The sequence below is a fragment of the Stenotrophomonas sp. 278 genome, from assembly GCF_003935715.1.
GTDB lineage: Bacteria > Pseudomonadota > Gammaproteobacteria > Xanthomonadales > Xanthomonadaceae > Stenotrophomonas > Stenotrophomonas maltophilia_AH.
In genome coordinates this window covers 75955-89407 of record NZ_RHPP01000001.1, presented here as the reverse complement: position 1 = coordinate 89407, position 13453 = coordinate 75955, and the positions used below count along the sequence as shown (strand labels likewise).

Annotated in this window: 9 protein-coding genes; 7 read left to right on the top strand and 2 right to left on the bottom strand. The window is 68.3% G+C overall.

Annotation, left to right across the window (positions count from 1 at the left end; translation table 11 throughout):
* Positions 1 to 33: 33 nt before the first annotated feature.
* The gene (locus EGJ34_RS00325; protein ID WP_125357942.1) at positions 34 to 558 is read right to left on the bottom strand and encodes a hypothetical protein; all 525 of its coding nucleotides are present in this window, start codon (positions 556 to 558) and stop codon (positions 34 to 36) included.
* 152 nt (positions 559 to 710) lie between these two features.
* On the opposite strand from EGJ34_RS00325, the gene EGJ34_RS00320 reads away from it, so the two are divergent.
* The 3 genes from EGJ34_RS00320 to EGJ34_RS00310 are packed head-to-tail and all read left to right on the top strand — an operon-like array spanning position 711 to position 5391.
* Positions 711 to 2864, top strand: a complete 2154-nt coding sequence (locus EGJ34_RS00320; RefSeq protein ID WP_185750014.1) for a bifunctional (p)ppGpp synthetase/guanosine-3',5'-bis(diphosphate) 3'-pyrophosphohydrolase — start codon at positions 711 to 713, stop codon at positions 2862 to 2864.
* Between the two features lie 29 nt (positions 2865 to 2893).
* Positions 2894 to 4462, top strand: coding sequence for a hypothetical protein (locus EGJ34_RS00315; RefSeq protein ID WP_125357938.1), 1569 nt, complete (start codon positions 2894 to 2896; stop codon positions 4460 to 4462).
* 47 nt (positions 4463 to 4509) lie between these two features.
* On the top strand, positions 4510 to 5391 hold the full coding sequence (locus EGJ34_RS00310; protein ID WP_125357936.1) for an NAD-dependent epimerase/dehydratase family protein: 882 nt from the start codon (positions 4510 to 4512) through the stop codon (positions 5389 to 5391).
* Here EGJ34_RS00310 and EGJ34_RS00305 read toward each other — a convergent pair.
* Positions 5388 to 7490 carry a glycosyltransferase gene (locus EGJ34_RS00305; RefSeq protein WP_125357934.1) on the bottom strand — a complete coding sequence of 701 codons (2103 nt, stop codon included), beginning with the start codon at positions 7488 to 7490 and terminating at the stop codon, positions 5388 to 5390. The two genes, EGJ34_RS00310 and EGJ34_RS00305, sit on opposite strands and share 4 nt — an antisense overlap.
* A 97-nt stretch (positions 7491 to 7587) precedes the next feature.
* On the opposite strand from EGJ34_RS00305, the gene mrcB reads away from it, so the two are divergent.
* The 4 genes from mrcB to tsaB are packed head-to-tail and all read left to right on the top strand — an operon-like array spanning position 7588 to position 13350.
* Positions 7588 to 10026, top strand: coding sequence for a penicillin-binding protein 1B (gene mrcB, locus EGJ34_RS00300; protein ID WP_125358014.1), 2439 nt, complete (start codon positions 7588 to 7590; stop codon positions 10024 to 10026).
* Positions 10027 to 10048: 22 nt separating this feature from the next.
* The gene (locus EGJ34_RS00295; RefSeq protein ID WP_125357932.1) at positions 10049 to 10567 is read left to right on the top strand and encodes a tetratricopeptide repeat protein; all 519 of its coding nucleotides are present in this window, start codon (positions 10049 to 10051) and stop codon (positions 10565 to 10567) included.
* Between the two features lie 24 nt (positions 10568 to 10591).
* Entirely contained in the window at positions 10592 to 12628 is a 2037-nt protein-coding gene (locus EGJ34_RS00290; protein WP_125357930.1) for an ATP-dependent DNA helicase, read from the top strand.
* Positions 12629 to 12645: 17 nt separating this feature from the next.
* Positions 12646 to 13350 (top strand): tRNA (adenosine(37)-N6)-threonylcarbamoyltransferase complex dimerization subunit type 1 TsaB, encoded by a 705-nt coding sequence (gene tsaB / locus EGJ34_RS00285; RefSeq protein WP_125357928.1) that lies wholly within the window; start codon positions 12646 to 12648, stop codon positions 13348 to 13350.
* Positions 13351 to 13453: the final 103 nt, after the last annotated feature.

Genomic DNA, 13453 nt, shown 5'->3' with positions numbered 1-13453 from the left:
ACGCACCGGGCCGGTGCGTGGCGCAGGGCCGGTTTACTTGACCCGGCGGACCTTGGCCCGGGTGTTGACCCCGTCGATCTCCATGTACCAGACCCCCATCAGGCCGGGGGTGATCGAGACCGCCGGGTTGCTCTTGCGGAAGCCGGAACGGCTGACGTCGTCGCTCTGCTCCCATTCCTGCTGGTTGGCGAGGATGTAGCGTTGGCCTTTGCCAAAGCCGCGGAAGTCGCCCTGCAGCGTGCTGACGATCGGCTCCTTGCTGCCGAAATCCCAGAAGCCGCGGTTCTTGCCGATCACTTCCTGGCGGCCTTCCTCGCGCGCCTGTTCGCGGGTCTGTTCACGGACGTCAGCCGTGACGGCGGCAACTTTGCCCTGCAACCACCCGTTCAGCGCGGCCAGTTCAGCCGGGCTGAGCTTGTCCAATCCGGCCGCCTTGAACTCCGACGGCGTCATCTGCTGCTGCAGATCGCCTTCCACGGCGCGCTGCGCCAGTGCCGGTGCGGCCAGGCTCATCAGGACGGCGGCACACGCCAACACCTTCAAACGGCAAACACGCATGAACATTCTCCGATGACCCCAGCCCAGAGCGGGAAAGCGCATCATCGCACACGTCCCGACGCGCGAGCAGCATCTGCTCATGCACGTGTTTTGATTGTCCGACCACGGCCGGAGCGCTAGTGTAGAGGCCTCTGTCCTGTCTGCATGATGCTGTGAACCGCGCTTCCGTCCCCGGCCTGGATGCCTTGTTTAATCGACCTTCGGCGGCCTCCCTGTCGCCGCCTCTGCGTGCGGCGCTGCTGCAGCGATGGCAGAGCGAAGGGGGCGAGCAGAGTCCGCACGTCCCCTGGTCGGTGCTGGCCGACACGATCGACGCGCTGTCGCTGCTTTCTGCCGACGACAGTGCACTGCTCGCCGCGCTGTTGTTCGACCTGCCGACGCTGCGTGCCGGGCTGGACGCCCTTCCACTGGGCGAGCGTAAGGCGGCCGTGCTGGGGCTGCTGGACGGTCTGGACGCCGCCGACCAGGTGTGGGCGCTGCACGCAGGCCGCGAGGCCGGACGCAACAGCGAGGGCCTGCGTCGGCTGCTGCTGTCGATCATCCATGACCTGCGGGTCGTGCCGATCCTGCTGGCGCGGCAACTGGCGCGGATGCGTGCGGCCGACCGCCAGCCCGAGGAGGAGCGGCGGGCGCTGGCCCAGCTTACCCGCGACATCCACGCTCCACTGGCCAACCGCCTGGGCATCTGGCAGCTCAAGTGGGAACTGGAAGATCTCGCGTTCCGTCACCTGGAGCCGGATACATATCGCCGTATCGCACGGGAGGTCGACGAAACCCGCGTGGCCCGTGAGCGCTACGTCGAATCGGTCAAGAAGGCCCTTTCTCGTGAACTCGCCGCGCAGGGCATCGAGGCGGAGGTCAGCGGGCGACCCAAGCACATCTACAGCATCTGGCGAAAGATGCAGAAGAAGCGGCTGGCGTTTGACCAGCTGTATGACATCCGTGCCGTGCGGGTCATGGTGAAGGACGTGGCGGCCTGCTACGCCGCGCTGGGCGTGGTGCATTCGCTGTGGGTGCCGGTGCCCAGCGAGTTCGACGACTACATCGCGCGGCCCAAGGCCAACGACTATCGCTCGCTGCACACGGCGGTGATCGGGCCGGAGGGGCGCACCATCGAAGTCCAGATCCGCACCCATGACATGCACGCGCAGGCCGAACTCGGCGTCGCCGCACATTGGCGCTACAAGGAAGGCAGCAAGGGGGCCGAGAAGGCGTTTGATCGCAAGATCACCTGGATGCGCCAGCTGCTGGAGCAGTCGCAGGAAGGGCAGGGGGCCGAACTGGCCGGTGCGCTGGACGCGGAGCTGACCGAAGACCGGGTCTACGCACTCAGCCCCAAGGATGAGGTGATGGACCTGCCGCAGGGGGCCACACCGCTGGATTTCGCCTATCACGTGCACACCATGGTGGGTCACCGTTGCCGCGGGGCCAAGGTCAACGGGCGCATCGTGCCGCTGACCTACCGGCTGCGCAGCGGCGACCGGGTCGAGATCCTGACCGGCAAGGAAGCGGACCCCCGGCGCGACTGGCTGCTTGTCGCCAACGGCTACCTGGCCAGCAACCGTTCGCGCGAGAAGGTGCGCAACTGGTTCCACAAGCTGGATCGCGCACGCAACGTGCAGGCCGGTCGCGAACTGCTCGACCGTGAGCTGAAGCGGCTGGGTCTGCAGCACGCCGATCTGGCCGTGGCGGCGAAGAAGTTCCATGCCGACAGCGTGGACGACCTGTACATCCAGGTGGCGCTGGGGGACACCGGTCCGCATCAGGTCAGCCGGGCATTGCTCGAAGCCGAGCGCGCCGCGTCGCAGCCGGTTGCACCGGCTGTGCCGCGCCCTACCGCACGGCGGGAAAGCCTGGGCAAATCCAAATTCACCGTGCAGGGCGTGGGTAACCTTCTGGTCCAGTTGGCCCGGTGCTGCCAGCCGGTGGCCGGTGAACCCATCGTGGGTTACCTGACCCGCAGCCGCGGCGTCACCGTGCACCGTACCGACTGCGCCGCACTGGCCCGCCTGCAGGCCGCCAGCCCGCAGCGAATCCTGCCGGTCGAGTGGGGGCAGGCCGGTGGCGGCTACGAGGTGGATGTGGTGGTCAATGCCGTGGACCGGCGCTGGCTGCTGAAGGACATCACCAACCTGATCGCACAGGAAGATGCCTACGTGCTCGACATCCACAGCGACAACGTGCGCAACAGCGGACGTGCGCATCTGCGACTGCGCCTGAAGGTGAGTGACTACGGTCAGCTGGCCACGCTGCTGGGTAAGCTGGACGCCCTTCCCGGGGTCAATGACGTGCGGCGTCTAGGCTGAACTCACGTGAACAGCGCTAGGCTCAACGGATGAGCCGTCCACCTACCGGATCGCATGAGGACGCTGCCCAGGCCGCGTTGCGTCGCGTGCGTCGCGAGGGGCGCTGGTGGTGGGTGCAGGCCTGGCATGCGCGCCGGATCTGGCGGTGGGCATTGCTGGCCGCAGCGGCGGTGTTCCTGCTGCTGGTGGTGCTGCGTGCACCGCTGGCCAACTGGTTCTGGAATGAGCCGCAGGTGGAACAGTTGCTGGATCGCGGTGATCGTGCACTGGCCGCAGGGCGGCTGAGCGCGGCCGACGGTACTGGCGCGCGTGAGTGGTATCAGGCGGCACTGGCGCTGGACAGCGACCGGCCGCAGGCGCGAAGCGGACTGGCCCGTACCGGGCAGGCCGCATTGCAGCAGGCCCGCAAGGCACTGCAGGCCGGCGATCTCGAAACGGCGCAGCAGGCACTGCGACTGGCGCGCGAACTGCAGGTTCCGCAGCGCGATGCCGATGCGGTCGCGCAGTTGCTGCGCGACCGCCAGCACGCGGGAGCCGGTTTTGGCGTGCTGCTCGGGCGCGCTGAAGCGGCTCTGCGCGCCGGCCGTCTGGATGGGGGTGAGGACAGTGCGTTGCCGCTGTTCCAACAGGTACTGGCCTTGGCTCCCACCCACGTGAGGGCGCTGGAGGGGCGTGAGGATGCCTTGTCCGAGTTGCTGCTGCAGGCACGCACGGCGGCCGACGCGGGTGATGTCGTGCGGGCTGCACCGTTGCTGCAGCGCGCCCGTCTGTTTGATGCGGGGCATGTCGATCTGCCGGCCAGTGAAGCGGCGCTCAACGGTGCGCTGGAACGTCGCCTGCTGCTGGGTCAGCAGGCCCTGCGTGCGGGGCGGCTGGAGAGCGCCGCCGACCATTTCCAGGCCGTGCTGACAGCCCGTCCGGAGGAGACCACCGCGCAGCAGGGAGTTCAGCAGGTCAGCGACGCGCTGCTGGCCGAGGCGATCCGTCTGGCTGGCGATTTCCGTTTTGCGCCGGCCGAGCAGTCGCTGGCGCAGGCCCGCGCGCTGGGTGCCACCGAGAGCGGTCTGAAGTCCGCACAACAGGTTCTGCAGCAGGCACGCGTGGCCCAGCGTGCGCTCACTGCCCGCGACGGGCCGCGCGCGGGTCGGGAGCAGGCACTGCAGTCGCTGCTGCAGCGTTTCAACGACGCGCAGGCGCAGGGTCGGTTCCTCACTCCGCCGGGAGACAGCGCCTACGACGCCCTGCGCGAGGCCCAGGCGCTCGCCCCGCAGGATCCGCGCGTGCGCGCGGCCGCCGGTCGGCTGCTGCCTGCCACGCAGGACTGCTTCGAGGACCGCCTGCGTGAGAACCGGGTCCAGGCAGCCGGTGCCTGCCTGGCGGCGTGGCGCGCGCTGGGACGCGATGATGCGACGCTTGCAACCGCGCGCCTGCGCCTCGGGCAGCGCTGGTTGGCCCTGGGGAGCGAACGTCTGGGACGCGGGGAGGTCAGCTTTGCCCAAGACGCACTGCAGCAAGCGGCGGCGCTGGGTGTACCGCGGACGGCACCGGAGTATCAGTCCCTGCAGCAGCGGCTGCACGACGTCGGGGCGCTGCGCTGAGCGGAGGTTTTTGCGATAGTGCGCGCTGTTGTCGCTGCAGGACCCCCATGACCGTTCTCCTTTCGGGTGCCACCAACCAGATCGGCCGCTTTCTGCTGGCACGACTGGTGGCCGCGCGACAACCCGTGGTGGCCCTGAGTCGCCATGCTCAGCCCGCGCAGGTGGGCGTGGACTGGTGGGCCGCGGACATGCGCGCCCTGGCCAGTCCCGATCGACCGTGGAGCGCGATCGTCAGTTTTGCTCCGCTGGATGCCTGGGGCGACTGGTTGGCGCGACAGACACAGGCTCCGGCACGGAAGATCATCGTGACCAGTTCCATGAGCGTGCTGACCAAGCAGCATTCGGCGCAGCCGGCGGAACAGGCGCTGGTGAAGCTGCTGCAGCAGGGCGAGGCGAATCTGGCCGCGCAGGCCGATCGACTGGGGATGCAGTGGACGATTCTGCGACCCACGCTGGTGTACGGCGCAGGGGTCGACCGCAGCCTGACGCCCTTCGTGCAGCGTGCGCTGCGCAGCCGGGTGTTTCCCATTCCGATGGCGCAGGGCATTCGCCAGCCCGTGCATGCCGACGATATCGCGCTGGCGGTCATGCAGGCGCTGCAGTGCGACGCGGCCGCCGGGCAGATCCTGCAGATCGGTGGCGGCGAGCGCCTGTCTTACCAGCAGATGTTCCAGCGCGTGCACCGCAGCATCGGCCGGCTGACACTGCCGGTGTATCTGCCCGGCGGCCTGCTGACCTTGCTGTCCAGGGCGTGGCCACGGATGCGCGGGCCGGTGTCGCGCCTGCGGCAGGATCTGGTGGCCGACAACCGTCGCCTCGCCGAACTGCTGGGGGTGCATCCGCGGCCGTTCCATCCCGGGCCGCAGACCTGGCGCGCGATGACGGCGGAGCAGGCGGCCGATCGCATCCGCCAGGCCAGCGCGGGCTAGGACGCGACAAAGACGCGCTGCACGCTCGCCTGTGCGGCATCCAGGGAGAAGTGCTCGGCCACGTTGCGCAGCCCGGCCGAGGACAAGGCCATCCACAGTCCTTCGTCCTCGTACAGCCTGACAACCGCAGCGGCAAACGCGCGCGCATCATCGGCAACCAGCACGTCGGCACCATCATGCAGGTGCATGCCTTCCACCGCGCAGGTGGTGGCCACTACCGGCTGACCATGCGCCATGCTCAGGTTGACCTTGCCCTTGACCCCCGCGCCGAAGCGCAATGGAGCCACGGCGATGCGGACCTCGTCCATGTACGGTGTTACCACCGGCACGAATCCGTGAATGATCACGTCAGGCTGGCCGGCGGCCAGCGCGTGCAGCGCCGGCGGCGGCTGCGCGCCGATGCAGTGGAAGCGCACGCCCGGCAGGTCGGCACGGATGTGGGGAAACACCTCGCTGATGAACCAGGTCACGCCATCCACGTTGGGCGGGTGGGCAAAGCCGCCCACGAACACCAGGTCACGGCGCTGCGCGAACGGGGCACCCGCACCGGCCACTTCGTGGAGATTGGAGATCAGTTCCACCCGTACCTGCGGGGCATCGGCCTGCAACTGCACCCGCTCCGCCTCGCTGACCAGCACGGTGATGTCGCACGCCGCCATGACCGCGAGTTCGCGCTCGCGGGTGCGTTCGGCCATGCGCAGTCGGCCCGGGTCGTTGGCGAGCTCCGCGCCGCGGCGCTCGCGCAGATAGTGCAGGTCAACCGTGTCGAACACCCGCCGTGCGCCCGGCGCATAACTGCGCAGCAGGGGCAGGCATTCGCTGGCGACGTGGTGGCGCACCATCATGACCACGGCAAAGCGTGGGCCATGTTCTCGCAGCCAGGGGCCGATGCCGTGCAGGAATGGCGCATACCAGACCTCCACGCCAAGCCGCTGCAGGGCTTCAGTGGCAGCCCCGGCATGCTCGCGGCGGGTGGGCACGAACACCACATGCAGGCCAGCGGCGATCAGCATGCGGATCAGGTTGAACTGGCGCAGGGAACCGGAATCGCGATCCGGCTGCGGAACCGCCTCATCCAGTATCAGCACCTGGCGTTGGCTCCGATGCAGCAGTGCCGGGGAAGGCACGCTGCCCGGAGCGGGGTGCGCGGCCAGCGCGGTCGCCCACTTCTGCGCGAACACCCCGCGGTTGCGCACCTGGTAGGCCTTGATGCCGCTGCCGGTGTCGGTGCCGTTGCTGGTGCCCTCGTCATGCACGACCCGGCTTGCTGGTTGCACCAGCACGCGGTGACCCGCGGCACGCACCGCGAAGGCAAGGTCGGTGTCTTCGTAGTAGGCCGGGCGGTAGCGCACATCGAAGCCGCCCAGCTGGTCCCACAACGCCCGCGGCAGCATGATCGCCGCGCCCGAGCAGTAGTCGACGTCGCGCAGCGCGCTGTAGCGGGGATCTTCGGTGGACTCAAAGCGACCATAGCTCCACGCGCTGCCGTCGTGGAACAGGACGCCACCGGATTCCTGCAGGCGACCGTCGGGGTAGATCAGCTGTGCTCCGACCAGACCGGCACCCGGCACGCTGGAGAACGTGTCCAGCAATGCATCTAGCCAGCCGGGCTGCGGCACGGTGTCATTGTTGAGCAGCACCACGTACTGGCCGCGCGATCGGGTCACGCCGTCATTGCAGGCCTCGATGAAGCCGCCGTTGCGCTCACGCACCTCGTACCGCAGTCCCTGGATCTGCGGCATCCATTCGCCGGTCAGGTCACTGCTGCCGTCGTCCACCACCAGGATTTCGCAGCGCGCCAGCGGCGGGTGGGCTGCCAACGCGCGCAGACACGCCAGGGTGTGATCGACGTGGTTGTAGACAGGGATCACGATGCTGACCAGCGGTTCAGCATCGAATGGGACGCTGAACGGGGTGAACGGCGAGGGTTCCGGGAGGTACAGCGCCGGCCCGCGCAGCGCCGGCAGCGGCTGGGTATGCACCCGGATGCGCTGCCAGGTGGCCCGCCAGCCCCGGGTGCGCAGGCTGTCCAGACTGCGCCGGAACAGACCGATCATGCGGTTCAGGAAGTAGCGTGCATCGGCCAAGGACATCGACATCCCGTTACAACTCCAGCTTAAGCGGGGAACAGGCCGGGAACACGCGCGCCACCGTGGCTGCGCTAGACTCGCCCGACATTTACATTCTTGCATGCCCGTGCCCCCACGCTACGATTCCGACGACACCGACGCGTTTGACGACGACAACGAGAGCCGCTGGCCGCGCTGGCGCAGTCGTCTGATCACCTGGGGCATGGCGGCCTTCGCGCTGGCGCTGGGCTTTCTGATCCCTTACACCGTGTACCTGAACACCCAGGTCACCCAGCGTTTCGGTGAGCTGCGCTGGCAGATTCCCACCCGTGTGTACGCACGGCCGCTGGCGCTGGCCCCGGGCGTGGCGATGGACGTACAGACCCTGAAAACCGAGCTGGCGGCCGCGGCGTACCGCGACGACGGTAACGGCACCTCGCCGGCGACGTTCAGCCAGAACGGTGGACGTTTTGTCATTTCCAGCCGTGGCTACAACGACGTGGACGGTCCGGTCGCTCCGCGCCGGGTCGAGCTGACGGTTTCCGGCGGGCAGATCGCCTCGCTGCGCGATGCGGCCACCCGGAAGGCCCTGAAGGCCGCACGGCTGGACCCAGCGCGGATCGCCACGCTATACGGCCAGAAGCAGGAAGAGCGCCGCCTGGTGCGCCTGGAAGAAACCCCCGAGCTGCTGGTCACCGGCCTGCAGGCGGTGGAGGACAAGGACTTCAACCGCCACCACGGTATCGATCTGAGCGGTATCGTCCGCGCGATCTGGGTGACCGTGCGTTCGGGTGGCCAGAGCCGCCAGGGTGCCTCCACGCTGACCCAGCAGCTGGCCCGCAGCGGGCTGCTCGGCATTGGCAAGGAACAGACCGTCACCCGCAAATTCAATGAAGTGCTGTACGCGCTGATCATGGAGGCGCGCTACGACAAGCGCACCATTCTGGAGGCTTACCTCAACCAGGTGTACCTGGGGCAGCGTGGCAGCCAGGCCATCCATGGCATGTCCTCCGGCGCTGAGTTCTGGTTCGGGCGCGACCTCTCCTCGCTCAATACCGAACACATCGCATTGCTGATCGGCCTGGTCAAAGGGCCGTCCTACTACGACCCACGCCGTAATCCCGAGCGTGCGCTGGATCGTCGCAACTTCGTGCTGGGCAAGCTGCATGAAAACGGCCTGATCGACCAGGCCGAGCTGCAGCGTGCGCTGAAGGCCCCGCTGGGCGTTCCGAAGGTGCCGGGCCTGATCGCGGCCAACCGCTTCCCGGCTTATGTCGACCTGGTGCGTCGCCAGCTGGGGCACGATTATCCCGAGTCGGTCCTGCAGGGAGCCGGCCTGAGCGTGATGACCGGTATGTCGCCCTCGGCCCAGGCCTATGCCGAGGGCTCGGTCACCCGCACGCTGAAGTCGTTGGAGAACAAGCGCCGCCCGGAGCTGCAGGCGGGCCTGGTGCTGACCGACGTGCACAATGGCGACGTGTTGGCGGTGGTTGGCAGCCGCGACGTGGCCGAGCCGGGCTTCAACCGCGCCATCGAGGCGCAGCGCCCGGTGGGCTCGCTGCTGAAACCTTTCGTCTACCTGCTGGCGTTGGCACAGCCGGACAAGTATTCGCTGGCCACCTTCGTCGACGACTCTCCGGTGACCGTGCAGCTCAGCCGCGGCAAGCGCTGGACGCCCGGCAACGCGGACAACCGCAGCCATGGCACGGTGCGCCTGGTGGATGCACTGGCCAATTCCTACAACCAGGCCACGGTGCGCGTGGGCATGCAGGTCGGGCCCGAGCGGATCACCCAGCTGATCCACGTGCTGGCCGGGATCAAGGCCGACAGCAATCCGTCGGTGATCCTGGGCTCGACCGACCAGAGCCCGTACGCCATGGCGCAGCTGTATCAGTTCCTGGCTTCTGGCGGTGAGATCCAGCCCCTCCATGCGGTGCGCGGTGTGCTGGATCCGCAGGGCAAGCTGCTCAAACGCTACGACAAGACCCCGGCCCCGGCCCAGGAAGGCGACTCCATTGCGGCCAACCTGATCAGCATCGGCCTGCAGCAGGTGGTGTCCAGCGGCACGGCGCAGCGCCTAAATGCCGACGGCCTCGGCCGGCTGCAGCCGGCCGGCAAGACCGGCACGTCCAACGACGGACGCGACAGCTGGTATGCCGGTTACACCGGTGACCACCTGGCGGTGGTCTGGATGGGCAATGACCAGAACGAGCAGACCGGCCTGTTTGGCGCAACCGGCGCGATGCGGGTGTGGTCCGGCATCTTCAGCCGCCTGCCCAGCGCGGCGCTGAAGGTCAACAACAAGGGCCTGGACTGGCAGCCGGTCGAAGCCGGCGGCATGGCCTCTACCGATGAAGCGTGTCCGGGTGCGCGTCGCTTCCCGTTCGTGGTGGGCTACGCACCGGCCTATGCCCCCTGCGCGCCGCCCAGCGTGCCGGAAGGCGAGGGCGGTGAGGGCCAGAGCGAAGGGGGCGGTTGGCGCAGCTGGTTTGGCCTGGACAAGAAACCCGAGCCGGCTCCCGAGCCGGCCGCCGCCGCTCCGGCGGCCACTTCCCCGGCTCGTTGAGTCGTCTTCGAGGCTGCTGCACATGATCCCTCTCCGTCATTCGCTTCTCGCTGCTGCGACCACGCTGGTGCTGGCCGGTTGCGTGTCGTCCACGGCACCAGTCAAGCCGGTCGACACCACTCCCCCGGCGCAGCGTCTGGCGGCGGTCGAGGCTGCCGCTGGCAAGGACGACACCGAGCTGGATGTGCAGCCCATCCGCGACGGTGCCGTGGAAGACCTGCGCGTGGTCGCCCAGGGCAAGCGCCAGGCCGGTGACCTGGCCGGTGCCGCACAGGCGCTCGACCAGGCACTCCAGGTCTCGGAGGGCGACCCGGCGGTGCTGCAGGAGCGCGCCGAGGTGGCGCTGCTGCAGGGTGACTGGGCACAGGCGGAGACGCTGGCACGCAAGGCGGTGGATCTGGGCTCGAAGACCGGTCCGCTCTGCCGGCGCCACTGGGCCACCATCGAGCAGTCCCGCCTGGCCCGGGGCGAACAGGAAAACGCGGCCTCCGCGCACGCCCAGATCCAGGGATGCACCGTCCCGGGCATCAAGCGGTATTGAAACCACGGGCATTACAATGACCGCATGATCGGTCTTGCCCACGCCAGCAGCGAAGCCCTCAGCGAGGGCGGTGCGCTCGCCAGCCACCTGGATGCGTTTGTCGCCCGCCCCGCGCAGCTGCGCCTGACCGGGGCCATCGCCGACGCATTCGAGCAGCGCGACGTGCTGCTGGCCGAGGCGGGTACGGGAACCGGCAAGACCTTCGCCTATCTGGTGCCGGCGTTGCTGTCCGGGCTGAAGATCATCATCTCCACTGGAACCCGGGCGCTGCAGGACCAGCTGTATCACCGCGATCTACCGCGCGTGCGCGCGGCACTCGGCGTGGGCCACAGCAGTGCACTGCTGAAGGGGCGGGCCAACTATCTCTGTCGATATCGCCTGCAGCAGGCGCGTGGCGAGCCGCGTTTCAGCAGCCCCGAACAGGTTGCGCAGTTCCAGCGCATTCTGGCCTGGTCCGGGCGCACCCGGCACGGCGACATGGCCGAGCTCGATGCGCTGCCCGAGGATTCCCCGCTGTTTCCGATGGTCACCTCCACGGTGGACAACTGCCTGGGCACCGACTGCCCGTTCTGGTCGGACTGTTTCGTCGTGCAGGCGCGCCAGCGTGCGCAGGCCGCCGACGTGGTGGTGGTCAACCATCACCTGCTGTTGGCCGACCTGGCGCTCAAGCAGGAAGGGTTCGGCGAAATTCTGCCCGGCGCGCAGGCGTTTGTGATCGACGAAGCGCACCAGCTGCCCGAACTGGCCGCCAACTTCTTCGGCGAAGGCTTCGGCATGCGGCCGTGGCAGGAACTGGCCCGAGACTGTCTGGCTGAAAGCCGCAGCGTCGGTGGCGCACAGGCCGCCCTGCAGGCACCTGCGGCCGCACTGGAACAGACCCTGCGCGACCTGCGCGGTGCAATGGACGGTTTGCCGCCGCGTGGCACCCAGTGGCGGGCGCTGGCCGTACCGCAGGTGCGCGAGGGCTTCGATGCCACGATGAGCGCGCTGGTGAACCTGCGCGATACCTTGGACGGCGTGCGCGAGGCCTCCGCGGGGCTGGACGCCTGCCATGCCCGTGCGCAGGAAGCGGTATCGCGGTTGTCGCGCTGGCTCGGAGAGGATCTTCCCCTGCTGGACTTCGATGCCGACCCGACGCAGGTTTCGGCCGCAGCCGACGTGCTGTGGTACGAACTCACCCCACGAGGATTCCGCTGCCAGCGCACGCCCATGGATGTGTCCGGTCCGCTGCGCGAGCACCGCCAGCGATCACTGGCGGCGTGGGTGTTCACCTCGGCCACGTTGACCGTGGATGGCCACTTTGAACATATTGCCCAGCGCCTGGGTCTGGATGACCCGGTTACCCTGCTGCAGCCCAGCCCTTTCGACTGGGAACGCCAGGCGCTGTGCTATCTGCCGACCGGCCTGCCGGACCCGGCCGCGCGGGGCTTTGGAACGGCCTTGATCGCCGCGTTGACACCGGTGCTCGATGCCTCCGGCGGGCGCGCGTTCCTGCTGTTCGCCTCTCATCGTGCCCTGCGCGAGGCTGCCGAGGCGCTGCGCGACGCGCCATGGCCATTGTTCGTACAGGGCGAAGCGCCGCGCGCAACCCTGCTGCAGCGCTTCCGTGAGTCCGGCAACGGGGTGCTGCTGGGCTCGGCGAGTTTCCGCGAAGGCGTTGACGTGGTGGGCGACGCGCTCAGCGTGGTGGTGATCGACAAACTGCCTTTCGCCGCGCCGGATGACCCGGTGTTCGAGGCGCGCCTGGAAGCGATCCGCCGCGAGGGCGGCAATCCGTTCCGCGACGAGCAGCTGCCGCAGGCGGTCATTGCACTCAAACAGGGCGTGGGAAGGCTGATCCGCAGCGAGTTCGATCGCGGGGTGCTGGTGCTGTGCGACCCGCGTCTGACCTCGCGCGGCTATGGGCGCATCTTCATGGATTCGCTGCCGCCATTCCGGCGCACCCGCGTGCTGGCCGATGTGCAGGCCTTCTTTGCGCCACAATGGGCACTGGCCGCCGACGGCCCGGAGTCGCTGGCGGTGCCTGCTGGTGACGACCCGTTTCCAACCTCCCTGTTCTGAGTTGACCTGCTGCGCCCATGAAACTGCTCGCCTTTGAAACCGCCACCGAAGCCTGTTCCGTTGCCGTTTACGTGGATGGCGAGGTGCATGAGCGGTTCGAGCTGGCACCGCGCCGACATGCCGAGCTCAGCCTGCCCTGGGCCGAGCAGCTGCTGGCCGAGGCCGGGATCGCGCGCTCGCAGCTGGACGCGATCGCGCTGGGGCGTGGTCCTGGTGCCTTCACCGGCGTGCGTCTGGCCATTGCCATTGCCCAAGGCATCGCGCTGGCGCTGGATCGCCCGCTGATTCCGGTATCGACCCTGCAGGCGCTGGCATTGCGCGCCCCGGCCGACCAGGACCGGGTGCTGTCCAGCATCGATGCGCGCATGGGCGAGGTGTATGTGGCCCGGCAGGTGCGGGTGGATGGCACCTGGCAGTTGCAGGGCGAGGAAGCTGTGTGTTCCCCGGATGCGGTGGATCTGCCAGACGGCACGCGCTGGTTTGGCGTGGGCACCGGCTTTGGAGCGGCGGACGGCCTGTTGGCCACACGCCTGGCAGATCAACTGGACGGTGTGGATGCGCAGGCCCTGCCGCGTGCCTCCGACGTGCTGGCGCTGGCAGTGCCGATGTACGAACGCGGTGATTTCATGGCCCCGGAGCGGGTCGAGCCCGCCTATCTACGCAACAACGTGGCCCTGACCCTGGTCGAACAGCAGGCCGCGCGCGCCGCCAAACAAGGGTAATCAGCACCCCGAGGACACGCATGGCGTGTCCCTACGCGGAACGACTCCCAGTCCCGGGCGCGCCCCAATCCAGGCGACCAAGGGTCGTAGTGACACGCCATGC

Coding starts and splice junctions, on each gene's coding strand:
- EGJ34_RS00325 (WP_125357942.1), bottom strand. CDS start 558: ATGCGTGTTTGCCGTTTGAAGGTGTTGGCGTGTGCCGCCGTCCTGATG.
- EGJ34_RS00315 (WP_125357938.1), top strand. CDS start 2,894: ATGAGCCGTCCACCTACCGGATCGCATGAGGACGCTGCCCAGGCCGCG.
- EGJ34_RS00310 (WP_125357936.1), top strand. CDS start 4,510: ATGACCGTTCTCCTTTCGGGTGCCACCAACCAGATCGGCCGCTTTCTG.
- EGJ34_RS00305 (WP_125357934.1), bottom strand. CDS start 7,490: ATGTCGATGTCCTTGGCCGATGCACGCTACTTCCTGAACCGCATGATC.
- EGJ34_RS00295 (WP_125357932.1), top strand. CDS start 10,049: ATGATCCCTCTCCGTCATTCGCTTCTCGCTGCTGCGACCACGCTGGTG.
- EGJ34_RS00290 (WP_125357930.1), top strand. CDS start 10,592: ATGATCGGTCTTGCCCACGCCAGCAGCGAAGCCCTCAGCGAGGGCGGT.
- tsaB (WP_125357928.1), top strand. CDS start 12,646: ATGAAACTGCTCGCCTTTGAAACCGCCACCGAAGCCTGTTCCGTTGCC.